The 24,135-nt window shown below is 41.8% G+C and carries 22 protein-coding genes; 19 read left to right on the top strand and 3 right to left on the bottom strand.

Features of this window, described 5'->3' with window-relative positions:
• The first annotated feature begins 3 nt into the window (after positions 1–3).
• Positions 4–1,374, top strand: a complete 1,371-nt coding sequence (locus tag J0656_RS05305; protein ID WP_207032061.1) for an MBL fold metallo-hydrolase RNA specificity domain-containing protein — start codon at positions 4–6, stop codon at positions 1,372–1,374.
• A gap of 7 nt (positions 1,375–1,381) precedes the next feature.
• Here the strand turns inward: J0656_RS05305 and upp are convergent, their stop codons facing one another.
• Positions 1,382–2,035: a uracil phosphoribosyltransferase gene (gene upp / locus J0656_RS05300; protein ID WP_207032060.1), complete on the bottom strand. Its 654-nt coding sequence runs from the start codon at positions 2,033–2,035 to the stop codon at positions 1,382–1,384.
• A 177-nt stretch (positions 2,036–2,212) separates the two neighbouring features.
• Between upp and J0656_RS05295 the strand changes: the two genes are divergently transcribed.
• The 3 genes from J0656_RS05295 (at position 2,213) to J0656_RS05285 (ending at position 4,352) form a co-directional block, all read left to right on the top strand.
• Positions 2,213–3,127 carry a DnaJ C-terminal domain-containing protein gene (locus J0656_RS05295; protein ID WP_207032059.1) on the top strand — a complete coding sequence of 305 codons (915 nt, stop codon included), beginning with the start codon at positions 2,213–2,215 and terminating at the stop codon, positions 3,125–3,127.
• 5 nt (positions 3,128–3,132) lie between these two features.
• Positions 3,133–3,423 carry a chaperone modulator CbpM gene (locus J0656_RS05290; RefSeq protein WP_207032058.1) on the top strand — a complete coding sequence of 97 codons (291 nt, stop codon included), beginning with the start codon at positions 3,133–3,135 and terminating at the stop codon, positions 3,421–3,423.
• 107 nt (positions 3,424–3,530) lie between these two features.
• Positions 3,531–4,352: a universal stress protein gene (locus J0656_RS05285; RefSeq protein ID WP_207032057.1), complete on the top strand. Its 822-nt coding sequence runs from the start codon at positions 3,531–3,533 to the stop codon at positions 4,350–4,352.
• Here J0656_RS05285 and J0656_RS05280 read toward each other — a convergent pair whose 3' ends face one another.
• Entirely contained in the window at positions 4,353–4,760 is a 408-nt protein-coding gene (locus J0656_RS05280) for a hypothetical protein (protein ID WP_207032056.1), read from the bottom strand. It abuts the gene before it with no gap.
• A gap of 84 nt (positions 4,761–4,844) precedes the next feature.
• Here J0656_RS05280 and J0656_RS05275 point away from each other — a divergent pair, with 84 nt between their 5' ends.
• From J0656_RS05275 to J0656_RS05245, 7 genes are all read left to right on the top strand, one after another.
• A complete protein-coding gene (locus J0656_RS05275) occupies positions 4,845–6,374 on the top strand; it encodes a sensor histidine kinase (RefSeq protein ID WP_313790183.1) in 1,530 nt (509 codons plus the stop codon).
• Entirely contained in the window at positions 6,352–7,398 is a 1,047-nt protein-coding gene (locus J0656_RS05270) for a response regulator (RefSeq protein WP_207032055.1), read from the top strand. Before J0656_RS05275 ends, J0656_RS05270 begins: the two co-directional genes overlap by 23 nt.
• A gap of 89 nt (positions 7,399–7,487) precedes the next feature.
• Entirely contained in the window at positions 7,488–8,321 is an 834-nt protein-coding gene (locus J0656_RS05265; RefSeq protein ID WP_207032053.1) for a universal stress protein, read from the top strand.
• A 112-nt stretch (positions 8,322–8,433) separates the two neighbouring features.
• Entirely contained in the window at positions 8,434–9,276 is an 843-nt protein-coding gene (locus J0656_RS05260) for a universal stress protein (RefSeq protein ID WP_207032051.1), read from the top strand.
• 136 nt (positions 9,277–9,412) lie between these two features.
• Positions 9,413–9,829: a hypothetical protein gene (locus J0656_RS05255; protein WP_207032050.1), complete on the top strand. Its 417-nt coding sequence runs from the start codon at positions 9,413–9,415 to the stop codon at positions 9,827–9,829.
• A gap of 122 nt (positions 9,830–9,951) precedes the next feature.
• Positions 9,952–10,395: a hypothetical protein gene (locus tag J0656_RS05250; RefSeq protein ID WP_207032048.1), complete on the top strand. Its 444-nt coding sequence runs from the start codon at positions 9,952–9,954 to the stop codon at positions 10,393–10,395.
• Between the two features lie 18 nt (positions 10,396–10,413).
• Entirely contained in the window at positions 10,414–11,421 is a 1,008-nt protein-coding gene (locus J0656_RS05245) for a 2-hydroxyacid dehydrogenase (protein ID WP_207032046.1), read from the top strand.
• Here the strand turns inward: J0656_RS05245 and cls are convergent.
• Positions 11,416–12,831 carry a cardiolipin synthase gene (gene cls, locus J0656_RS05240; protein WP_237688850.1) on the bottom strand — a complete coding sequence of 472 codons (1,416 nt, stop codon included), beginning with the start codon at positions 12,829–12,831 and terminating at the stop codon, positions 11,416–11,418. The two genes, J0656_RS05245 and cls, sit on opposite strands and share 6 nt — an antisense overlap.
• Before the next feature lie 345 nt (positions 12,832–13,176).
• On the opposite strand from cls, the gene J0656_RS05235 reads away from it, so the two are divergent.
• The 8 genes from J0656_RS05235 to J0656_RS05200 all read left to right on the top strand — a co-directional run bounded on the left by J0656_RS05235 (position 13,177) and on the right by J0656_RS05200 (position 24,027).
• Positions 13,177–14,817 carry a TldD/PmbA family protein gene (locus tag J0656_RS05235; RefSeq protein ID WP_207032044.1) on the top strand — a complete coding sequence of 547 codons (1,641 nt, stop codon included), beginning with the start codon at positions 13,177–13,179 and terminating at the stop codon, positions 14,815–14,817.
• Positions 14,818–14,844: 27 nt separating this feature from the next.
• Positions 14,845–16,161, top strand: coding sequence for a TldD/PmbA family protein (locus J0656_RS05230; RefSeq protein ID WP_207032043.1), 1,317 nt, complete (start codon positions 14,845–14,847; stop codon positions 16,159–16,161).
• A 90-nt stretch (positions 16,162–16,251) separates the two neighbouring features.
• Positions 16,252–16,872 carry a DUF4159 domain-containing protein gene (locus tag J0656_RS05225; RefSeq protein ID WP_207032232.1) on the top strand — a complete coding sequence of 207 codons (621 nt, stop codon included), beginning with the start codon at positions 16,252–16,254 and terminating at the stop codon, positions 16,870–16,872.
• A gap of 10 nt (positions 16,873–16,882) precedes the next feature.
• Entirely contained in the window at positions 16,883–17,887 is a 1,005-nt protein-coding gene (locus J0656_RS05220; protein ID WP_207032041.1) for an AAA family ATPase, read from the top strand.
• On the top strand, positions 17,887–18,786 hold the full coding sequence (locus tag J0656_RS05215) for a DUF58 domain-containing protein (RefSeq protein ID WP_207032039.1): 900 nt from the start codon (positions 17,887–17,889) through the stop codon (positions 18,784–18,786). The genes J0656_RS05220 and J0656_RS05215 overlap by 1 nt, the downstream gene beginning before the upstream one ends.
• Entirely contained in the window at positions 18,787–20,058 is a 1,272-nt protein-coding gene (locus J0656_RS05210; protein WP_207032038.1) for a BatA domain-containing protein, read from the top strand.
• Entirely contained in the window at positions 20,055–22,280 is a 2,226-nt protein-coding gene (locus tag J0656_RS05205) for a tryptophan-rich sensory protein (protein WP_207032037.1), read from the top strand. The genes J0656_RS05210 and J0656_RS05205 overlap by 4 nt, the downstream gene beginning before the upstream one ends.
• On the top strand, positions 22,273–24,027 hold the full coding sequence (locus tag J0656_RS05200; RefSeq protein WP_207032036.1) for a hypothetical protein: 1,755 nt from the start codon (positions 22,273–22,275) through the stop codon (positions 24,025–24,027). The genes J0656_RS05205 and J0656_RS05200 overlap by 8 nt, the downstream gene beginning before the upstream one ends.
• Positions 24,028–24,135: the final 108 nt, after the last annotated feature.

The following is a 24,135-nucleotide window of genomic DNA, read 5'->3' as shown; positions in this document are numbered from 1 at the left end:
AGCATGAAAAAGCTTCAAATCCATTTTTTAGGCGCCTCTGAAACCGTAACCGGTTCAAAATTCTATCTGTATTCGGATGAGGTCAAAATCTTGGTGGATTGTGGACTGTTCCAAGGGGTAAAGGCCTTACGTGCCTTGAATTGGGATAAATTGCCAGTTGATGCCTCTAAAATTGATTATGTACTGCTTACCCATGGGCATTTGGACCATTGTGGATATTTACCGCTTTTAGTTCGCCAAGGGTTTAGGGGAAAGATACTGGGTACCGGCCCGACCTTGGAAATTGCTCGTATTATTTTAGGGGACAGCGCCAAAATCCAGGAAGAAGAGGCCGCCAAGGCCAATAAAGAGGATTACAGTAAACACAATCCCGCACTGCCCTTGTACACCAAAGAGGATGCTGCCTTTGCCCTAAAGTTCTTTGAGCAGGTAGAAGAAGCAGAAGAGATTATCCTTTATGACCATTGTTCTGCAACTTTTTTATATAACGGTCATATACTAGGCTCCACTTATATTGAAATCAATCTGTATGGAAAACGGTTGGTGTTCTCCGGGGATGTAGGTAGGCAGCATGATAAACTTCTCGACCCGCCGAAGCGACCCGAATGGGCCGATTATCTTTTTGTGGAAAGCACATATGGCGACCGCCTGCACCCAAAAGAGGATGTAGAGGATATTTTGATCGGTTTGATCAAAGAGACCCTACATAAAAAGGGTACGCTTATCATTCCTTCGTTTGCTGTGGAACGCCTTCAATCCCTTATGTATCAATTATGGGAACTTTACCGGAAGAACAAGATTCCCAATATTCCCATCTTCGTGGACAGCCCTATGGGAAACAATGTGCTAGAAGTATTCCAGAATTTTCCGAATTGGCACAAATTGACCCCAACGGAATATTCAAATATGAACGGTCACATCAATCTGGTGAGCTCCTATGCGGAGACATGGGAAACGATTGACGACCCGAGGGCCAAAATTGTGATTGCTGGTAGTGGCATGGTAACAGGGGGGCGTGTACTGACCTACATAAAGCAATTGGCGGATAAGGAATCTACCACCATTTTATTGGTAGGTTTCCAAGCGGAGGAGACCCGCGGAAGAAAATTATTGGAGGGAGCCACAGAACTTAAGGTTTACGGTAAACATGTTCCTATCAAGGCCAAGGTCCATCATTTGGAGAGTCTTTCTGCACATGCGGACCAATCGGAACTATTGACTTGGATGGGTGCTGTTAAAAACATTCCGGAAAAGGTGTTTTTGGTACATGGGGAACTTTCTTCAATGGAAGCTTATAGGGACAAAATTCATGAAAAATACGGGTGGCATTGCCATATTCCAAAAATTTACGAGGTCTTCGAGGTGATTCTTTAAGGTTAGGTCACAGTTTGGCTCCATAGCTCAAATCACCGGCATCGCCCAAACCTGGAACAATATAACCCTTGCTGGTGAGTCCTTCGTCAACAGCTGCAATCCACAACTGGGTATAATCGGGAAATGTTTCTGCCACTTTTGCCACGCCGGTTTTGGAACCGATTACGGATATAATATGAATCTGTTTTGGCGAACCATGGCCTTTTAGGGCGTTAAGTACATTTTCCAAAGTTTTTCCCGTGGCCAGCATGGGGTCCGTTAACACCAAAATTTTATCATCAAGCGGAGGTGCTGCAAAATAGTTTACAATGACTTCAAATGCATCATCGTTATTAGGGTGGTTACGGTATGCCGAAATAAAGGCATTTTCGGCCCCATCAAAGTAACTTAAGATGCCATGGTGTAATGGCAAACCGGCCCTGAGCACGGAGCACAGCACCAACTTATCCGAACATAGAAAGGATTTTTTGATCCCCAAAGGAGTTGTGACTTCTTTTGGTTCATAATCCAATGTTTTGCTCATTTCGTAAGCCAGAACCTCTCCAATGCGTTCAATGTTGCGGCGAAACCGCATGGCATCTTTTTGAATATTGACATCCCTTATTTCAGCAATAAAACTATTCAAAACGGAATTGGTCTGGTCGAATTGATGAATGATCATGTATTGGGATTTATCAACTTAAAGGTACTTCTTGTAGCTTAGATACGAAAATCAAAAACTTTTGAAGGCAAAGTGGGATGTTCTGACATAGGTCATTGTGAAGAAAGAAGATTTTAGCGAAATTTGATAAGGTATTTTACGGTTCAACCAAACTCAGATTTCTAGCTAGATTGACTTATGGATTTTATCGATTATTATAAAGTATTGGGGGTGGACAATAAAGCATCCACCGATGAGATTAAAAAGGCTTATCGGAAGTTGGCAAGGAAATATCATCCTGATCTTAATCCCAATGATCTGGAGGCGGAGAAGAACTTTAAGCGCGTGAACGAAGCTAATGAAGTATTGTCCGATCCCTCCAAAAGAAAAAAATATGATGAGTATGGTAAGGATTGGCAACATGCAGAAGAGTTTGAAAAAGCAAAGCGATCACGTTCACAACATGCTCGTCAAAATACCGGTTCGGGGTATACGTACAGTCGCTCTGGAGGTTCTGCCCAAGATTTTTCGGACTTTTTTGAGTCGATGTTCGGCGGCGGAAGTGCCGGGTTTGGTTCCGGTGGCCAACGGGTACGGTTTAGGGGACAGGATTACAACGCTGAATTAAAATTGTACCTAAAAGATGTCTACACAACCCAAAAACAAACGCTAACGGTGAACGGAAAAAATATCCGATTGACCATTCCCGCAGGTGTAGAAGATGGGCAGACCATTAAAATCAAGGGGCATGGAGGTCCAGGTATCGAAGGGGGACCGCCTGGGGATCTCTACATTACCTTTTCCATCGTCAACAATACAACTTTTAAACGCGACGGGGAAAATCTGTACAAAACCATTGAAATTCCTTTGATCAAAGCTGTTTTGGGCGGAGAGATACAAGTGGAGACGCTGACAGGAAGAGTGAAATTAAAAGTAGCTCCAGGAACCGATAACGGAACACAGGTGAAGCTCAAGGGGAAAGGGTTCCCGAAATATAAAAAGGAAGGACAGTTTGGCGACCTGTACCTAACTTATGTGGTACAAATGCCCAAGAACCTGACCCCGGAACAAAAGTCGTTGTTTGAATCCTTGGAAAAAACCAACTTAGCATAGTGCAAATGAAGGAAGAACAATATATATCGTTAAAAACGTTTTGTGAACGCCATGGGATTGGTGAATCTTTTGTTCGTTCCATGTACGAATATGAGATTCTACACATTCATTTTGAACAAGAAGGGGGAAAGTTACATTTGGAAGATCTGCCACTTTTGGAAAAAATGGTCCGTCTGCACAATGAACTCGATATAAACCCTGAAGGAATCCAGGCCATTTACCATTTATTGGGTCAAGTGGAAAGTCTACAACAGGAGGTGGCAGCTTTAAAAAGAAGACTCAATGCATTGAAATGAACATGTTTTTTTTGACATGACAGATGTCATAGGAAAAGAATCGTTTAGAGATTACTTTTAAGGATAAGTTGGTTCGGGAAACATTCCAACCCCTAAAATTCGATGTCATGAAAAAAATATTGGTACCTGTCGATTTTTCAAAACATTCCGAATACGCCCTTGAAGCAGCATCAAAAATTGCGAAACAACATAGGGCCGAAATTGTTTTGCTCCACATGATCGGAATGTCCGATTCCGTTTTGGCCAATTCCGATGTAAGCGAAGAGGCAGAAGCCAAGTATTTCTTGAAATTGGCAAAGGATAAAATCAATGAATTTACCAAAAAGAAGTATCTCAACGGTATTCCTGTGGACGGCGTTATCCAAAATTATAAGGATTTTGAAGAAGTAAATCAGGTGGCCCTTGAGCAAAACTGTGATTTGATCGTAATGGGGTCGCATGGTACCAGCGGACTAAAGGAATTATTTGTTGGGTCCAATACGGAAAAGGTGGTGCGTTCCTCTGAACTTCCCGTTATCGTAATCAAGGCAAGCTCCAATGAATTTGATATTAAACGAATGGTGATGGCCTGTGACCTGGAGATGGAGGCCATTCCGGTATATCGCAAAGCCGAGGCATTTGCCCAATTGAACAACGCTTCCTTGGAAGTGGTATATGTGCACAGTGCCGGGGCCAATTTTATGGGCAGGGATGATGTGGTCAAACGAATGGAAAACTTTAAAAAAGAATTGGGCGAGCAAATCGATATCCATTTTTATGACGATAATTCCGTGGAGCGGGGCATACTGCGTTATTGTTTTGAAAGAAACGCCGACCTATTGGTGATTCCAACCCATGGCCGCAAGGGATTGGACCACTTTGTTGTTGGAAGCTTGGCCGAGAATGTTTCCAATCACGCCAAAATACCGGTAATGACCATCAAAATTTGATTATTCTTCGAAGAGTAACTGCAGGCGGCCCAATAGGATAAGTTCCGATTTATTGCTCCCATAAAATGCTGCGGCTATCGCTCTTGAAGTGGACATGGCCAAATGTTTGATTTTTGGGGTGAACAGAATTTTATGCTCCACATAGAATGCTTCAAACTCCTCGTAAATCTCTTCACTGTCTTTTTGATATTCCAATAACCAATCAAAAACAGAAATAATTTGAAAAGCAGAATCGGTTCCATATTCATCTTCAATATCATCAACCTCCAGCCAATGGTCACGGACAACTTCGTTCAGCTTTTCCATTTCCTTCATATGAACACTATGGTCAGCCATGGCCATAGCATAAAAGAGTTTTCCTAGATTTTGGTATAATTCGTTCACTTGATTTTTTTCAGATTCCAACATTTTCTTAATTTTTAACTCAAGATTAAATATACTGATCCAATTGACATTAATGCATGATCAAAATCACTAATTTTAGGAATTGTTTTGAAAAAATTTGAAGAAAGTAACATATTGGGTATGTTTTCGGAGGTTATCTCCGAGGGCATAGTCATTGTCAATGCCCAACAGAAAATTACCGCGAGCAACAAAGCGGCCAATAAAATGTTCGATTATAGGGAGGGAGAGCTTATCGGCAAACCTTTGGACATTTTAATTCCACAGCGCGCAAAGCACAAACATGGCAAACTGGCCGATAAATTTATGGGCGAGGGCAAGGCCAGGCAAATGGGAAAGGGGTTGGACCTGGTTGGAATTCGCAAAGGTGGGGAAGAGTTTCCATTGGAAATTAGCCTTAACCCTTTCAAGCTTCAAGAAAAGCAATATGTTTTGGCCCTGATCATGGACATCACTGAAAAAAAGAAGGCCGAACAGACCATAGATTATTGGTTTCAGATTTTTGATGAGTCACTGAACGAAATTTATGTGTTCGATGCGGAATCTTTTATTTTTATCAATGTGAACCGTGGTGCCCAAATGAATTTGGGGTACAATATGCAGGATTTGGGCACGATGTCCGTAATGGACATTAAACCAGAGGTCACCAAGGATGTTTTGGAACGTTTGATATCGCCATTAATTTTGGGACGAAAGGAAAAGGTGATTTTTGAAACCATCCATAAACGAAAGGACGGTTCCCTATATCCGGTCGAGGTACATCTCCAACTCTCCTTTATCGGGAGAAGGAGGGTGTGTGTGGCAATTGTTCTGGATATTACCGAGAGGAAAAATTACACACAGCAACTGGAAAATACCGTAGAGGAACGAACCCAACAATTAAGGGAGGCACTACAGGCCGAGAAAAAGCTAAACGAGCTAAAGACCAAATTTCTTTCCTTGGTATCCCATGAGTTTAAAACACCGCTTTCCAGTATTTTGACCTCAACATCCCTTTTGAAAAAATATACCACATCGGAACAGCAGGATAAGCGGGACAAACACATTACCACCATTAAATCCAAGGTAAAGTATCTGGATAATATACTTACGGATTTCCTTTCCATCGAGCGTTTGGACCTCGGTAAGGTGAATTATTCCATGACCTCTTTTCCGCTGAGCAAGTTGATAAATGAGGTAGTGTACGACGCCAATATGCTCTTAAAAGAGGGCCAGCGGATACAGTATCCAAGGGATATCGATGGGATTGTAGTGGAATTTGATGAAAAAATCATGGGATTGGCACTTTCCAATTTAGTTCACAATGCCATAAAATATTCTCCTGAGCATTCGGATATTGAATTGAAGGTATCCCAAGAAAATGACCAACTGAAAATTGATATTTTGGATAATGGGTTTGGTATACCGCCCGAGGATCAGCCATTTATTTTTGACAGATATTTTAGGGCCACCAATGTGCTAACCGTTCAAGGGACGGGAATAGGACTCAATATTGTGCGGCAACATATGAACAACCTAAACGCAAATGTAACTTTTAAGAGTGAAATGGGGACAGGCTCTACGTTCACTCTGTTCATACCAATAAATAACAAGGAAAATGAAAAAAATCTTACTGGTTGAAGATGACACTACGCTACGCGAAAATGTAGCAGAATTGTTGGAATTGTCCGGTTTTAATGTGTGTTCGGCATCAAACGGAAGAATAGCTGTGGATATGGCAAAAAAGGAACTCCCCGATTTGGTACTTTGCGATATTATGATGCCCGAACTTGACGGATACGGGGTCTTGGAAGAATTATCATCAGACAAAAGCACACGCCATATCCCGTTTATTTTCGTTTCTGCCAAAACCGAAAAACAGGATGTGAGGAGGGGCATGAATCTTGGTGCCGATGATTATTTGACAAAACCATTTGAAGAAGAAGAGCTTTTGTCCGCCATTGAGTGCCGCTTGGAAAAGGCAAAACAAATGGATACCATGCTCAAGGAGCGGCCACAACAGGTAAGGGAGGATGAGATACGTACCCTGAACGAACTAAAAAATTTTTTTGATGATCATGGAGAACAGCTCTCCTTTAAAAAGGACGAGGTTATCTATAACAGCGGAGACCATTCAAACATGGTATTCCTTATCCTAAAAGGCGTCGTCAAAAGTTGTAGTCTGGATGAAGAAGGAAAGGAACTGATTACCTCCATATACGCCGAGGACGATTTTCTGGGGTTTACTTCATTGACAGACCATTTGCCGTATCAGGAATATGCCATTGCCATCGATGACGTGGAACTGGCGGGTATATCCAAAGAAAAGGTCAAGGCCATTTTAGAGGACAATAAAAGCATTTCACTGGAATTGATGGATGTTATTGCGGGCAACCTCACGGAAATAAAAAAGCAGTTGTTGCAAATGGCATACAGTTCGGTGAGAAAAAAAACGGCGCAAACTCTTTTGCTGTTTTCCAAAGCAATAAACAGGGATAAACAACAGGCCTTAAAAATTACGCGAAGCGACTTGGCAGGCGTTGCGGGCATTGCAACGGAGAGTTTGATACGAACGTTGTCGGATTTTAAACAAGAAGGACTTATTGCCATCGAAAATAGAAACATTTTGGTACTCGACAAGGAGGCTCTGGAGCAGGTACATTAATTAAATCAATGCCATAAATAGTGTAAGTGATATTTATCATTCCTTATTTTTTTGTGAATGATAAACTTGTGCCCACAATTTATGACATAATGAAGAATATTCTGGTACCGACCGACTTTTCCCAGAACTCCATCAGGGCACTCAAGTATGCGCAGATGCTGTTCAGCTCTTTGGAATGCAACTTTTATTTGCTCCATGTTGGTACGCTCCTAGATACTAAAAACGATGCCGGACTTTACCCGGAAACCGATAAGGTCACCGAAAGCACCAAAAAGGAATTGGCCGATCTAGTCAAGGAAACTAGGGAGCACAGTTTGGAGGCCAATCATTTCTTTTTCCCTTTGCACGAATATGGGTTCTTTATCCCCACCATCAAAAAGCACCTTCAGGAAAACAATATCGACCTTATTGTGATGGGGACCAAGGGAGCATCGGGAATCAAGGAAAAGGTAGTGGGAACCCATACCGGAGATGTTATCACCAAGGTCCAATGTAATACCCTAGTGGTTCCCGAGGATGTTGAATTGTCCAAACCCAGGGAAATTGCCTTTCCCACAGACTTGAACATTTTCTATTCTTTAAAAATCCTTCGACCCATGATGGAAATGGTGAGGCTGGGCAAGTCGCAATTTCGTATTATGCATGCAATACAGGAGGGCGATCACCTGACCGAGGAACAAAAGAACAATAAAGAATATCTTTTGGATTTTATAAAGGAAACTCTCCAAGAAGGTCATAGCTTTCACACCATTACCAACAAAAAAGTGAAGTCTGCCATTCAATGTTTTGTGGAAAGCCGGGAAATTGATATGATGTTCATGGTAGCCAAGAATATCAATTTTATACAGCAGGTTTTGTTCGATTCCATCGTGGAACAAATCAGTTTTCATACAAAAATACCCTTCTATGTGATACACGAATAAGGTTTGAAAGATTATCCTTTCGATTTTTTGGAACCATGTGATGCAAATCATACCATGACTGGGAAAGCTTGTGTAACTTTGATATAATTAGGGTTTTAAAATAGTCTGAGTAATGATCAAAGTAGTATTGCCCACCGATTTTTCCGAAAATGCGTTCCATGCCATTGCCTATGCCTTGAAGTTATTGCAAGATCATACCTGCAGGTTTTATTTGGTGCATACCTACACACCTCCCATTTACCGAGTGGATTATACACTGGGCAGCCCTGGACAGTTGGGATTACCGGATGTTCAAAGAAATAGTGTAGAGGAAACTCTGGAGGATACCATAAAAACAATCAAGCCCCTGTCCAATCCCGCCAAGCACACTTTTGTGTCCCATGCCGCCTTTAATACGCTGGCAGAAGAGATGGATTCCATTTCCCATAAGGAGGGTGTCGATTTTATTGTGATGGGAACACAAGGTGCCACAGGAGCTATGGAAATTCTTTTTGGTTCCAATACGGTTCAGGTAATCCAAAAATCTGCAGTACCGGTTTTGGTGATCCCAAATGATTTTGAATATGAACCACCAAGAAACATCTTGTTCCCTACCGATTATGAAGTGGATTACCAAAAAGCCCACCTGGATTTTCTGCTCAAATTCTCCAAGCTAGAGCATTCCAAGCTACATATATTGCACATATCCTCGCCAGAAGGACTCGATGAAGGACAAATAAACCAAAAAGTACGATTGGAAGGAAAACTGTTGGAACACAACCATGAATTCTACGACCTGCCCGACCAAGAACTGATACCGGCCATCAATGCCTTTCAAGAAAAGCACCCCGTTGAATTGCTGGTCATGGTAAAGAACAAACATTCATTTTTGGAGCGTCTTTTTTTGGACCCCGTCATCAAAAAAATAGGTCTCTACAGTAAAGTCCCCTTTATGGTACTTCCATATACTACTTGAGTAAGATTATCCCCATCAAGTGATATAAATCATTGTAGAGAAGTATGAATCCTTGTATTTTCCAGCAAAACCGATATACTGGTCATGGCCGAAGAATGCCCATGTTAAAAGGAATTATAATTAAAAGGATGATGGTATGAAACAAGTAGGAATATGGATGGATAAGCAAGAAGCCAAAGGAGTGGTCCTTAACAATGACAAGGAAAGTTTTTTTAATATTCCCTCGGAACTTGACTTTTTTAACCCAAAGGGAGGTTCGCGTTCCAAAACAAAATGGGGTCCACAGGATGTGGTACAGGACAGCAAATATCTTGAAAGGGAGAAACACCAATTAAAAAAATACTTTGAAGAGATTGCCGAGCAAGTTTCAGATGCCGACGAAATAGTCATTTTTGGCCCTGCAGAAACGCCGGATAAATTTTTGGACGCCCTAAAAACAAGGCATTCCCGTTTGGCCGAAAAAGTAAAGAAGAAGGAGACTGCGGACAGCATGACCGAAAACCAGATAAAGGCATTGGTAAAAAAATCCTTTGGGAAGGGCGGTCGAAACTAAGAATCCGGATAATCAATTGTTTGATATGATTTAAATCATTATACATCAAACGATTGTGGTCTATTTTTGATTGACCTAGAATTAGGCGATACATGACATGTAACTATGTACAAATTACCGTTATGGAAACAAAATCAAACAAAAGGAGGCTTAAAGAGTGGTTCAGTGCAGAGGAGCTGCACGAGGAATCAAAAAAGTGGTTTTCTGAATTGAAATTTGCCAGAGACGAGCAAAAATTTCTGAATACCATGGTGAAGGATTATACACTGGACATTATCGATTCGGATATGTTCAAAAGTGTACAGCCCTTGGTGCAATCCTTGAACCAATCCGAAAAGGATTTGGTGGACTTGTTCAAAAGGGTGCAACTGCATGAAAATCAGCTCCAGATCATGGTGGATGATATTGATCAAGAAAAAATGGAAGCAGCCTATCTGGATACCCACAACGATTTGTCCATGGATGTGTCCGATTATTTTATGAAGTACAGGCATACCAAGAACCTCATGTTCGATATCATATCAAAAGTGATCAAGCACAGAAAACAAAAAAGATTGTTGAATTAAATTGAATCAAGAACACGTATGAAAGTATTGGTTTTCAGTGCCAAGGATTTTGAGATAAAAAACTTGGAGAAATTGAACGCAGGCAGGCATAAAATGGTGTTTGTGCCCGAAGCCTTGGATTCCACAACGGCGGTAATGGCCGCAGGTTACGATGCCGTTTGTATTTTCTCGAACGATGATGCAAGTCTGGTAGTACTGGAAATACTGCACGACCTTGGTGTCAAGTACATTACGCTGCGATCTACGGGCTATAACAACATAGGAGTCAAATCTGCCAAACGTATAGGGCTAAAAGTAGCCTATGCTCCGGAATATTCCCCACACGCCATTGCTGAACATACCATAGCCTTGACATTGGCACTTAACCGGAAGTTGATTCAGGCAAATGCCCAAGTAAAACAATACAATTTTACATTGGACAATTTAATGGGGTTTGACCTTAACGGAAAAACAGTCGGTATTTTTGGAACGGGTAGAATCGGCTCTATTTTGGTGAAAATATTCCATGCCTTTGGATGCAAAGTTGTGGCACATGACCTGCATCGTAATCCTTATCTGGAAAACCATTATGATCTGGAATATCTTCCTTTGGAGAAATTGTGCAGACTGTCGGACATTATCACCATCAATGTACCGTTGAACTACGAAACCCACCATATACTACATGAACCCATGTTCTTGGCCATGAAGGAAGGAGCGCTGTTGGTAAATACGGCGCGCGGTGGCATTGTAAAAACAGAAGACCTTGTTGAGGTCCTGAAAGGAGGACACCTTGGAGGGTATGCCACCGATGTATACGAGTATGAAAGAGGTGTTTTCTATAAGGATAACAGAAAAACGGGCATTACCGATGACCTCCTAAAGCAACTAATAGAAATGCCCAATGTGATTCTAACCCCACACCAAGCATTTGCCACCAAAGAGGCCTTGTTGAGGATTGCCGAGACCACAATGTATAATTTGGACTGTTGGGAAGAAGGGAAAATCTGTAAAAATGAGCTGGGTTTTGAAACGGTGACCTTATAGTAGAGGACTCAATAATTTGGCAAAGCCCTGAATCAATTTTTGAATCCAAGGCCTTTCCTTGTATTTGTTGTAATCGTTCAAAATCAATGATTTTTCACAATCCTTTAAAAAATCAGATTTCATCCTTTTGCATAAGTCGCTGTCATAAACAAACACTTGTGCTTCATAATTTTGCTGCAGACTCCTATTGTCCAAGTTTGCCGTTCCTATGCTGGCAATCTCGTCGTCGCACAACATCACCTTACTGTGCAAAAAGCCATCTGCATATAAATATATTTTAATGCCCGCTTTTAAGTATGACTCAAAATAGGCCCTAACGCACCAGTCCACCAATTTGATATCGGTGGTGGTCGACATTAAAATCCTCACATCTACACCACTCAAAGCTGCCGTCATGAGTGCCTGCAATATGGCATGGTTTGGAATTATGTACGGATTTACGATGTAGAGGTATTTTTGAGAGCTATTGATAATGGAAAAATAGACCTGTTCCATTACATCAAAATCGTCGTCCGGGCCACTGGGTACAATTTGTAGTGAAGTTTTACGCTTATGGATTGCATGGATTTTAAAATTGGAAGCATCCACTTTTTTGCCACTGGCCAAAAACCAGTCCGTAACAAACAATCGGTTCAAAAAGTCAACGGCCTCACCTTCTATTTTCAAATGGGTATCGTGCCATTTCCCCAATGCTTGGTCGCCCCTAAGATACTTGTCCGAAATATTGATGCCACCGGTAAACCCTATTTTATTGTCGATCACAATTATTTTTCTATGGTTCCGATAGTTTAATGAAGCCAGAAACCTTCCAAACTTAAAGGGAAGGAACTGCGCTGTTTCAACACCGATATCCTTGAGTTTTTTGAGGTATTTTTTACTTAGTGAATAACTGCCGATACCATCGTAGAGTAATCTTATGGTTACGTCATTGGCCACCTTCCTTTCAAAAATATCCAGAAGTTTATCGGCCAGTTCGCCATCTTCAAAAATGTAATATTGTAAGTGAATGTGCTCTTTTGCCCCTTCGATGGCCTCAAAGATGCTTTCAAAGGTGATCTTTCCATCCTTCAACAACTCTAGATCGTTATGGCACGTTATGCCGCAATGGGTTGTCTTGTTGATCAAATGGGTTATTTTGAGCTTATCGTCAGAGATTTGGGGATCACAATTTGCGTTTTCCAATGGTTTGATGGGATTAAACTGATTTTTCAAGGAAAACATCTTGGACCTTCTCCTATTTCTGCCGAACAGAATATAGAGTAGGACACCTGCTACGGGGATGGTAAAGATGGCCAACAGCCAAGCCAAGGTCTTGCTGGGTCTCACTCCATTTAATAATAAGCTTACGACCATGGTCAGTGCAACCAGAATGTAGAGTGCAATGAGGATAGGTATGAGCATGTGGTCCATATAATCCACGTTTGTTTCAAAGATAAGATTCTCGAAACATTCTAATCAATTTGGAATGTACTGTAACAAAATATAGAAAATCAATACAGATACAATGGTCAGTGCCATTGTAAGATAAACCTTGTAATTCAGTTGTATAATCACGAATAAATAATGCCGGATTTTTTGGTAATAAGGGTTGGTCGTTTGGGGCCTGTAGACCGTTGTTCAAGGATTTTAGGTTAAAATTAACATAAAGCTACGGGTACGCTGTTTAATTTTAAAACGAATGGACTTGACCCCATCATCTTAAAAAAAATGTTCTTACCTATTAATAACTCAAAATAAATCAAATAACTAATCAAAATGAAAAGAAGAGATTTTGTACAGTACGCTGGTATGGGTGCAGGGGCTATGATGATGCCCTCGCTTCTTCTGGGAAATGACATCCCTGCGGAGGCATTGCTCGAACCAGGTATGGACACCGTCCTTAAAAAGAAAATGGCGGATGTCGCCCTGAATACGGCAAAGTCCATGGGGGCCACCTATGCAGATGCCAGAATTGGAAGATATCTGAACCAGTATGTTTTTACCCGTGAGGATAAAGTTCAAAATGTGGTGAACACCGAATCATTTGGTATTGGAATCCGTGTTATCGCCAATGGTACATGGGGTTTTTCATCCACCAATGATGTGACCGAGGATGGAATCAAAAAGGCTACACAGCATGCGGTTTCCATTGCCAAGGCCAACTCAAAGATTCAAAAAGAACCCGTTGTTCTGGCACCGGTTCAAGGACATGGAGAGGTATCTTGGAAAACACCAATAAAAAAGGACTTTAAAGAAGTGCCTATCTCCGAAAAAGTAGATTTGCTTTTGAGTGCTAACGCTGCCGCTATGGAAAATGGGGCCAATTTTGTGAATTCCGCCCTTTTTATGGTGAACGAACAAAAGTATTTTGCCTCTACCGATGGTTCTTATATTGATCAAGACGTGCATCGAATTTGGCCGACCTTTAACGTTACGGCAATCGATCGTGCAGAAGGCAAGTTCAGAAGCCGTCAAGCCTTGAGTGCTCCAATGGGCATGGGCTACGAATATATGGATGGTCTGGAATCCGAAAAACTTCAAGGTCCGGAAGGCATCAAACTATACAATAGAAGCTACGATATTGTTGAAGACGCTACCATGGCAGCAAAACAGGCCAAGGAAAAACTCTCCGCAAAATCCGTAGAGGCCGGAAAATATGATTTGGTATTGGAGCCGAACCACCTTGGATTGACTATCCACGAATCTGTGGGGCACCCATTGGAATTGGACCGTGTATTGGGTTACGAGGCCAACTACGCAGGAACCAGTTTTGCCACATTGGACAAATGGGAGTCCAAGGACTTTAACTACGGTAGCGATATCGTGAACATTGTAGCCGATAAAATCCAAGAAGGTTCTTTAGGTGCCGTTGGTTATGATGATGAAGGTGTAAAGACCAAGAAATGGGATTTGATCAGAAATGGAACCTTGGTGAATTACCAAGCCATCCGAGATCAAGTTCATATGATCGATCAAAACGAATCGCACGGATGCTGCTACGCCCAAAGTTGGGAAGATGTGCAGTTCCAACGTATGCCAAACGTTTCATTGGAACCCGGGAAGGAGAAATATTCACTGCAGGATATGATCAAAGATGTGGAAAAGGGAATCTACATTTTAGGCCGTGGATCATACTCTATTGACCAACAACGTTACAACTTCCAATTTGGAGGAACCTTGTTTTATGAAATCAAGAATGGTGAGATAGTAGGTATGCTCGAAGATGTAGCCTATCAATCCAATACCCCAGAATTCTGGAATTCCTGCGCTAAAATATGTGATAAGGACGACTACAGATTGTTCGGTTCTTTCTTCGATGGAAAAGGACAGCCTTCTCAGGTGAGTGCCGTTTCACACGGTAGTTCCACATCAAGATTTAACGGAATCAACGTAATCAATACAGGTAGGACCATTTAAGGTTTATTCAAATTAAATAATAAGACAATGGCTATATATACTAAAGAAGAAGCAAAAAAGATTTTGGAGAAAGCCTTGAGTTTCTCCAAGGCCGATGCCTGCGAAATAAACCTAAGTGGAAGTAACAGCGGTAATATCCGATATGCAAGAAATACCGTATCCACCGCAGGATATAGATCTACACAAAGTTTGGTGGTACAATCCAGCTTTGGCAAAAAAGTGGGTACCGCTACCATTGATGAGTTTGATGATGCATCACTGGAAAAGGTAGTTAAAAGAGCTGAAGAGTTAGCTCAGCTATCTCCTGAAAACCCTGAATTTATGCCGCCTTTGGGACCACAGACCTATGATGAGGCCATAACCTATAAAGAGTCAACCGCCAATGTTACACCAGAGTACAGGGCGGAAGTGGCCAGTAAAAGTATTGTGCCGGCAGCTGAGCAGGATGTTACCGCAGCAGGTTTCTTGGACGATTCAGCGCAATTTTCAGCAATGATCAATTCCAACGGACTCTTCGCATACAACCAATCCACCAATGTGGACTTTACCGTGACCATGCGTACCAACGACGGAACAGGTTCTGGTTGGGTGACAAGGGATTATAACGATATCGACAAGTTTGATGCTTCCGAAGCATCAAAAGTAGCTATAGACAAAGCAGTAATGTCCAGAGAGGCACGTGCCATTGAACCGGGAAAATATACGGTGATTTTGGAGCCAGCAGCATCGATTGGTCTGTTGCAAAATATGTTCCGCTCTTTTGATGCAAGATCTGCCGATGAAGGGCGAAGTTTTATGTCTGCAAAAGATGGCGGCACTAAACTAGGTCAAAAAATAGTGGACGAACGAGTCAATATTTGGTCAGATCCTTTGAATCCCGATGTGCCTACGGCTACTTGGAACGGTGCTGGGCAACCACTTAAAAAAACAAGTTGGATTGAAAATGGTGTTGTGAAAAATTTGGCATATGACCGTTATTGGGCCGAACAAAAAGGTGTGGAACCCGTTCCATTCCCCAGTAACGCGATTATGGAAGGCGGCGACGAAAGCTTGGAAGATATGATCAAAGGAACCAAAAAAGGTATTTTGGTAACCCGTTTTTGGTACATCCGAAGTGTAGACCCACAAACCTTATTGTACACAGGTTTGACAAGGGACGGAACGTTCTATATCGAGAACGGACAAATCAAGTTCCCTGTCAAGAACTTTAGGTTCAACGAGAGTCCCATTATTATGCTGAATAATTTGGAATCGCTAGGACAACAAGTTCGTGTTGAAGGTAACTTGATTCCCTATATGAAGATTCGTGACTTTACGTTCACCAGTCTTTCGGACGCGGTATAAACAATAAAATCAAAACAAACTGGTGGTCAGGTAATCCTTGATCGCCAGTTTTTATTTTGACAATGATTTTAGCCAACTACCCAAATGGCATTGGATAACGAATTCTTTTTTACACGATTGCAATATGAATCAGGAGACTGGGACGTAGATCAGCGCATGCCTTCCAATCTGTTGAATTCTTTGGTCGAGTACACCACTTTAAAAGTGGATACCCAAGAGAAGATTATTACGCTGGCGAGCGACGATATTTTTAAAAGCCCGTTCTGTTATATCTCTGGGCATAAATTGGTCCAGTTCAACAAAAAAGAACGGGAAAACTTTGAAAAATATGTGCGCAATGGCGGTTTTGTCTTCGCTGATGACTGTAATCATGATATTGATGGCCTTTTTGCCAAATCCTTTGAACGCCAAATGGATGAAATATTTGGGCCAGGAGAATTGAAAAAAATACCCAACGACCACGAAATCTATACCATTTTCTTTGAGTTTGATGATGGTCCGCCCACAACATCCCAAGAGCTGAACGGTTGGGGCGACGATTTGGTGCATGACTATCTAAAAGCCATCATCATAGATGGAAGAATAGGGGTCCTCTACAGCAACAAAGATTATGGTTGTGAATGGGATTATGACTTTAGGAACAAACGCTGGTACAAAATTGACAACACCCGATTTGGGGTAAACATTGTGTTATACGCTTTAACCTCTTAACAGGACTAATTTGGATAAAGAACTACAACAAATTGCAAGTGAAGTAGAAGGGCTTTCAGAAAAACTGACCGCCCTTAAAAAAGAAATAGGAAAAGTAATCATTGGGCAAGAGGATACGGTTTCCCAATTGCTCATTACATTTCTTGCAGGAGGACACGCCTTGCTGGAAGGAGTTCCAGGATTGGCAAAAACCTTGATGATCCGAACACTTTCGAATGCCATCGATTTAAAGTTCAAAAGGATACAATTTACGCCCGACCTGATGCCTTCGGATATTATCGGTACCGAAATATTGGAAGAGGATCATAGCACGGGGAAAAAATTCTTCAAATTCAATAAGGGCCCTATTTTTTCCAATATCATTTTGGCGGATGAGATCAACCGAACACCTCCTAAAACGCAAGCAGCCCTTTTGGAGGCCATGCAGGAGTTCGAAGTAACCTACGGGGACAAAACATATCCGTTGGACAAGCCATTTTTCATACTGGCCACACAAAACCCCATTGAACAATCGGGAACCTTTGTTTTGCCAGAAGCTCAGCAGGATAGATTTTTGCTCTACATCAAAATAGGCTACCCAACGGACGAAGAAGAAACCCAAATTTTGAAAGCCACTACGGGCACCAAAAAAGCCCAACTGAACAAAGTGCTATCAGGAGAGGATATTGTGAGGTTGCAGCAGTTGGTGCGGGAAGTTTCCATTAGCGATGGGCTGATTCAATATGTGAGCGATGTCATAAGGGCTACCCGTCCAGATACATCCAAAGTGGACTATGTAAAACAATGGGTGGATTGGGGGGCAGGCCCCCGTGCTGGTCAGGCCATGATATTGACCGCCAAGGCCAATGCACTCTTGGAAGGCCGATTGGCCGTTGGTTTGGAAGATCTTCAAAGTGTTGCCTTGCCAGTTTTGCGACACAGGGTACTCGTAAACTTTAGGGCCGATGCAGAAGGAATCACCTCGGATACGGTTACAAAAGAGATATTTAAGGCAATTCAATTAAAAGATAGATAATGGCCTCAAGGGACTACCACGATCTTTTAAAACCTGAAGTCATCAACACCGTATCGGGCCTTAGCCTGATTTCACGTATAGTGGTGGAAGGCTATATTTCTGGTCTGCACCGGAGCAAGAGCGTAGGTCCTGGTATGGAATTCAGTCAATACAGAGGATACGAACCTGGGGACGACCTTCGGCTACTGGATTGGAAAATGTTGGCCCGTTCGGGTCGGTACTACATCAAACAATCCGAAGTGGAAAGTCATGTTACCGTAAAATTTATAGTGGATGCCAGTGCTTCTATGGAACATGAAGAGCATGGCATCTCCAAATTGGAATTTGCCCGTGTCATGGTGGCCTGTCTGTCCCATTTGGCACAAAAACAAGGCGATTCCGTAGGGCTTTTTGCTTTGAATGAAGACGATTTTACGAGCATCTACCCCAAAGCCGACCAAAAACATTTCAACCGTTTGTTGTTGGAGCTTTTAAAAATATCCACCAAGGGGAAATGGCCTGAACTTGCCATAGCTTCACGAAAAATACATAACAGAGGTGAAAAGGAACTAATATTTTTCCTGACCGATATGTACGAGGATGTGTCGGAACTGTCCGACTTTGTAAAGAATCTGAAAACCGCAACTAATGAAGTGGTGGTGCTTCAAATTATGGCAGGAGCAGAAATGGATTTTGATTACAAAAAGTCCATCACTTTTGAAGATTTGGAAACAGGCGCCAAAGTAAAGGTTGATGTCAATAAAGCCAAGGCCACTTATTTAAAGGCTTTGGAAGAAAAAATAGAAGCGACCAAGGAGCAATTGCTGTCACAAGGAGTCCACTATCATTTGTTTCGAATGGACAGTGACCTTGGTGATGCCCTACAGCTCTTTTTAAAGGAACGAATACGATTGGTGTAAATGGTTTTTGCGAATCCGTCATATCTCTGGGCATTGTTGGGACTTTTGGTTCCCTTGGCCATCCATTTGTGGAGCAAAAAGGAAGCCAAGACCATAAAAATTGGAAGTATCCAGTTATTGGATGAATCCAATTCACGGCAGTCCAGTAGCATTCAATTGAACGAGTGGCTGTTGTTATTGCTCCGGATGTTGATGGTAGCCCTTATCGTATTGTTGATGGCGGGTCCCCAATGGCGCACCAAAGGAGATAGGAAGCAAGTCACATACCTTGTGGAAGCTTCTCTAGCCAACGATGCATCTATCAGCCAAATATTGGATAGTTTACAAGAAAATTCTCCGGTTTTCCTGTTAGCAAATGGTTTTCCAGCTTGGGAAGCTGACGGGGATTATCAAATGCACAAGGAACAGCCCAACTATTGGCAATTGGTGCAAAAAATGGATTCTTTACGCTCCGATAGTATTGTGGTCTTCACCAAGGCATTGCAAAAAGGCTTTCGGTCGATGCGACCCAATACCCAAAAGAAAATCCATTGGGTGGTCACGGATACGGAAGGAATACAAGATCAACCATTAATGGCATTTAAGGGTAAAGACGGCATTGAATTGGTCACAGTTTCAAGCAGTGGTAAAACAACCAAAACCAATAAAAACGTATGGGATGATGGCTTCGAGGTAATAAATGACAGTCTTCGTTTGCTTTCCGATGAACCTAAAATAGTTCCTTTAAAAAAGTTGGACACCCTTCATGTTAATATGTTTGTGGAGGCGGAGTTTGAACGGGAAGGAAATTATATTGAAGCATCGTTCAAGGCCTTATCGACGTTTTTAAAACGGGAAATACGTATTCACAAACAAGACGAATCAATCAACAATCAAGCCGATTTGAATGTTGTTTTGGGCAATACAGATAACAATCAGTTGGAAGGTAAACAGTTGGTATATCAAGAAAACCCGTTGTCCGAGGAATTGATCGAAGCAGGACCAGAGAAAAATTTATTTTACCTAACATCAAGGTTGAACCCAAAGAATACGATGGAACAACGCTTGCCGGAGCAATTGCTTCAACTATTGGAATTGGACTCCGACGTAAGGAATTTGGTAGCGAGTTCCGATATCAGGCAAATGGACGAGGGGCAACTCAGACCCAATTACGTGGAACCCAAGCGAAAAAGGGAAAGAGCTACTTTGCTGGATATTTCCTTCTGGATATTTGGCATTCTTGCTGTGCTGATGATTGTTGAACGGTTATTATCAAACTATAAAAAACAATGATGGGGGGCCGGTCCATAAAACAGTTTCAAAAGAGATGGCAGCGATCCAAATATCTGGAAGGGCTATTTTACGCCATAGGATTTGGTGGTCTTGTCTACTTATTGACCCATAATCTTGTTCATGGAGTTATAGGTTTTATAGTATCTGCCGCCATAGCCGTTTTTGTTTTGAGACCGTGGAGCATAAGTCAAGAGAATGCCGTGAGCTACATTGATGCCCATTTGCCCCAAGCTGGATTTAGTAGCGGACTTTTATTGTCGCCCTCCAACGAGCTATCGGATTTGTCCAAATTACAGCAATACCGTGTTGCCTTGCAATTGCAACCTGTTTTGTCCAAATTGAGACCGCCCCACAACTTGTTGAAAGCAACCCTTATTATGTTTGCCATGATTCTTTTGGGGCTTGCGGGAAGGTTTGTATTTTCAAAAGTTGGGAATCCATTGGACGGAAATAAATCAACAAAAGAGCAAATCACATTTTCACCAAAGGATAACTTGTCGACTTCAATTAAAATTCCAGAGCTGACAGGAACCAAGATTACGGTTCGATATCCGGGTTACACTGGAAAATCAGCATTGGACACATCCGACCCCAATATTAAAGCGGTGCAAGGTTCCAGTATTCAATGGAACTTGGAATTTGATGGAGGTGTTCAAGGAGTGCAGCTGGATTTAATGGGCGAACTTATAGATTTTGCTAAAATTGATGAATCATACCGATTGACCAAAAATTTGGAAGCTTCTGGATTTTACAGTTTTACATTTAAAGATTCCGAAGGAAACAATTATGTCAGTGACCTATATTCCTTGGAAATGGTCAAGGATGAGCCCCCAATGGTACAAATTGAAGGCTTGGACAGTTACAGTTATTTCGAGTTTGATGATGAGAAAAGACTAATGCTCAATACGAGCATTTCCGATGATTTCGGAATTGCAGATGCCTATATCATTGCAACGGTGAGCAAAGGGTCAGGTGAATCGGTCAAGTTTAGGGAAGAGACCATTCGGTTTAATAAGGCCGTTCCCAAAGGGAATAAACGAATGGATTTGCAGCAACCTCTGGATTTGGATGACCTCAAAATGGACCCGGGGGATGAGCTCTATTTTTATGTGGAGGCATTGGACCAAAAAAGACCTTCACCAAATGTTGCACGAAGCGAGACCTACTTTGCGGTAATCCGCGATACCGTGACCGACATGTTTGCAGTAGAGGGCAACTTGGGGGTGGATTTGATGCCCGACTATTTTAGGAGTCAGCGCCAATTAATTATCGATACCGAAAAGCTGATTGCCGATAAACCCAATATTTCTGAAAAAGACTTCAAATTTAGGAGCAACGAACTGGGGTTTGACCAGAAACAGTTGCGATTAAAATACGGGCAGTTTATGGGAGACGAGACCGAGATGCAAGCGGCGGCAGGAGCGGTTTCGCATAACGATGGCGAAACCGAACAAAGTAATGAGGGAGGAGAGGAAGACCTTTTGGACGAATACAGTCATAAACACGATAGCGATAACGAGCATAATTTGGTAGAGGAGCACGGTGATGAGAATGAAGGCCAAGAAGCGGAAGACCCTTTGCACGACTATTTGCACAACCATTCCGACCCCGAAGAGTCGACCTTGTTCGAGAAATCATTGAAAGCAAAGCTTCGGGATGCCCTGAACATTATGTGGGATGCGGAACTTCATTTACGCCTTTACGAACCCGAAAAATCATTGCCGTTCCAGTACGATGCTCTGGAAATCATACAAGAAATCAAAAACAGTGCGAGGATTTATGTTCACCGGATTGGTTTTGACCCTCCGCCAATCAAGGAAGAAAACAGGTTGAGCGGAGATGTTGAAAACATCACCAATTATGATAAGCGACAGGAATTCGAGTATCAAAAATCTTTTGCATCCACAAGGGAAGCCATATCCCGATTAGAATCCTTGATTCAAGGTAAAAAAAAGTTTGATGCTGGCGACAGTGCTCTTTTTGTTGATGCAGGAAACGAATTGGCCCAAAGAGCAGTTTCGGAACCCTTGAAATATATTAAGGTTTTGCAGGGACTACGCGATCTGGAAAAGGCCGCCAACAGGTCCAAAGAAAACTATTCCGAAGTGCAAAAAAATCTATTGTCTGTTTTACCTCAAATAGAGGACATTCCGATGAAAAAGACAAAGTATTATAGTGAAATAAATTCGTTGTACTTAAAAGAATTGGGCGTTTATGAATGATGGCGTGGTGTTTTTGAACCAGAATCTTTTATGGCCAGTGATTATAGTGGGACTGGTTCTTTGGGTTGTTTTTATCTGGAAGGAATGGTCGCAACGAAAAGAACGACGGTTTTATGTGAAACTGATCGCATCATTTTTGGCCATCGTCTCGCTTTGCATGATTGTATTGAAACCAAGTACCTATCAAGAATCCGAAAGGGGTAAAGGAATTGTTTTGACCGCAGGCTATAGCCCGACCCAACTGGATAGTTTGAAGTCAATTTACAAACGAATCAAAACCGAGGAGTATACAAAAGGACGCACGTTGTCCCTTTTAACCGACGTGGATTCCATTTTTCTGTTGGGACATGGATTGGAAGCATTTGATTTTTGGCAGGTCGAGAATAAATCCGTTGCTTTTTTAGGGAGTGATGAGATAGAAGGGTGGACCGTGATTTCCAGAAATAACGAAATGATTTTAGGTGAACCTTTGGAAATAAGGGCCAAATACGCAAAGCCCAAAGCAGGTCATTGGGCCATTTTAGCTGATAATGCCGAAAACCCTTTGGATTCAGTGCTTTTTGAAGAAACAGATGCTCAGGTGGTAACACTCAGCGCAGAGCCGAAAGCAAGTGGAAAATTTGTATATCATCTTTTGGAAAAAAGGGGAGATGGTGAAGTTGTATCCAATGAGCCGGTACCTATTCAGGTAAAGGAGGGAAGACCCTTAAAGATTCTAATGGTCAATACATTTCCAACTTTTGAGACGAAATATCTCAAAAACTTCTTGACTGAAAAAGGACATGAGGTCTTGGCCCGAACGCAACTCACCAAAGGGAAATATAAGTTTGAATATTTCAATGGAGCTTCGGGATCTATGTATGGCTTTACTTCCGAAAATTTGAAGGAGTATGACCTCTTGATTATTGATACGGATTCGTACACCGGTTTGGGACGTGCCTCAAAAGAAGCCATGGAAGAGGTTGCTGAATCGCAAGGTCTTGGTGTTTTTGTGCAGGCCGGTGAAGGTTTGTTCAGACTTTCAAAAAGTCAATCCCCGTTTCAATTCAATCGGGATTATGTTACCGAAATCGTATTGGGCCAGCCCGCACAAACCTTATCAAAGTACCCGTATGAGTTTAAGGAAACTTTACGGTCACAAGAGATTTTGATGGATTCCGTTGCCGTGGCGGCCTACTTACCAATTCAAAAAGGGAAAATCGGTACAACCTTGCTCCAGAATACTTATCAATTGATTTTGGATGGAAAGGAAGCACTTTATGCTCAAATCTGGACTCAAATACTAAACAATATTGCAAAGGAACAGGAATCAATGCTGAAATGGACGGCAATTACCCAAATTCCAAGACGCGATGAGCCTTTTCAATTCGAAGTACAGACCCCGTTGACCGATTTCCAAGTCCAGGTCAACGACGATGAAATTATTCCATTGCTTGAAGACGTTTTGGTGCCCAATAAGTTTACTGGAGTTGTATATCCCAAAAAAACTGGCTGGAACCAGCTCCGAGTTTTCAGTGATTCCATTCTGCCATTAAGTTATTTTGTATATGAGGACGAAGAACTTCAGTCTATCGGTCAATCGGAAATTATGAAAGTAAATTATCGAAAATTCGGCTCTAAAAATACCTTTGATGACTCAGCGTCGATATTAAATAAAGAATTGGAACCTGTATCCCCATTTTGGTTCTATATTTTGCTTCTTTTCTCCTTGGGGTGGATATGGTTGGAGCCTAAATTATCCTACTGATGTATAGCTTTTTTTGATGGTTAGATACTGTGAGCCCCCCATTTTATCAAAGATTTTTATGATTTAGAATAGTTCTAAACACCAGTATATGTAAGGTTTGCAACATTT

Origin of the sequence: Flagellimonas aurea, assembly GCF_017313785.1 — a bacterium.
Classification (GTDB): Bacteria; Bacteroidota; Bacteroidia; order Flavobacteriales; family Flavobacteriaceae; genus Flagellimonas; species Flagellimonas aurea.
Note: the sequence above shows the minus strand (reverse complement) of the source record. Positions and strands in the feature narration are given on the sequence as shown.

What these genes read in the sequence shown, in the direction of transcription:
- J0656_RS05230 (WP_207032043.1), top strand. Translation starts at nt 14,845, where the DNA reads ATGGCTATATATACTAAAGAAGAAGCAAAAAAGATTTTGGAGAAAGCC.
- J0656_RS05200 (WP_207032036.1), top strand. Translation starts at nt 22,273, where the DNA reads ATGAATGATGGCGTGGTGTTTTTGAACCAGAATCTTTTATGGCCAGTG.
- J0656_RS05250 (WP_207032048.1), top strand. Translation starts at nt 9,952, where the DNA reads ATGGAAACAAAATCAAACAAAAGGAGGCTTAAAGAGTGGTTCAGTGCA.
- J0656_RS05305 (WP_207032061.1), top strand. Translation starts at nt 4, where the DNA reads ATGAAAAAGCTTCAAATCCATTTTTTAGGCGCCTCTGAAACCGTAACC.
- J0656_RS05285 (WP_207032057.1), top strand. Translation starts at nt 3,531, where the DNA reads ATGAAAAAAATATTGGTACCTGTCGATTTTTCAAAACATTCCGAATAC.
- J0656_RS05215 (WP_207032039.1), top strand. Translation starts at nt 17,887, where the DNA reads ATGGCCTCAAGGGACTACCACGATCTTTTAAAACCTGAAGTCATCAAC.
- J0656_RS05235 (WP_207032044.1), top strand. Translation starts at nt 13,177, where the DNA reads ATGAAAAGAAGAGATTTTGTACAGTACGCTGGTATGGGTGCAGGGGCT.
- J0656_RS05255 (WP_207032050.1), top strand. Translation starts at nt 9,413, where the DNA reads ATGAAACAAGTAGGAATATGGATGGATAAGCAAGAAGCCAAAGGAGTG.
- J0656_RS05295 (WP_207032059.1), top strand. Translation starts at nt 2,213, where the DNA reads ATGGATTTTATCGATTATTATAAAGTATTGGGGGTGGACAATAAAGCA.
- J0656_RS05245 (WP_207032046.1), top strand. Translation starts at nt 10,414, where the DNA reads ATGAAAGTATTGGTTTTCAGTGCCAAGGATTTTGAGATAAAAAACTTG.
- J0656_RS05205 (WP_207032037.1), top strand. Translation starts at nt 20,055, where the DNA reads ATGATGGGGGGCCGGTCCATAAAACAGTTTCAAAAGAGATGGCAGCGA.
- J0656_RS05280 (WP_207032056.1), bottom strand. Translation starts at nt 4,760, where the DNA reads ATGTTGGAATCTGAAAAAAATCAAGTGAACGAATTATACCAAAATCTA.
- J0656_RS05265 (WP_207032053.1), top strand. Translation starts at nt 7,488, where the DNA reads ATGAAGAATATTCTGGTACCGACCGACTTTTCCCAGAACTCCATCAGG.
- J0656_RS05270 (WP_207032055.1), top strand. Translation starts at nt 6,352, where the DNA reads ATGAAAAAAATCTTACTGGTTGAAGATGACACTACGCTACGCGAAAAT.
- J0656_RS05210 (WP_207032038.1), top strand. Translation starts at nt 18,787, where the DNA reads ATGGTTTTTGCGAATCCGTCATATCTCTGGGCATTGTTGGGACTTTTG.
- J0656_RS05260 (WP_207032051.1), top strand. Translation starts at nt 8,434, where the DNA reads ATGATCAAAGTAGTATTGCCCACCGATTTTTCCGAAAATGCGTTCCAT.
- upp (WP_207032060.1), bottom strand. Translation starts at nt 2,035, where the DNA reads ATGATCATTCATCAATTCGACCAGACCAATTCCGTTTTGAATAGTTTT.
- cls (WP_237688850.1), bottom strand. Translation starts at nt 12,831, where the DNA reads ATGGACCACATGCTCATACCTATCCTCATTGCACTCTACATTCTGGTT.
- J0656_RS05290 (WP_207032058.1), top strand. Translation starts at nt 3,133, where the DNA reads ATGAAGGAAGAACAATATATATCGTTAAAAACGTTTTGTGAACGCCAT.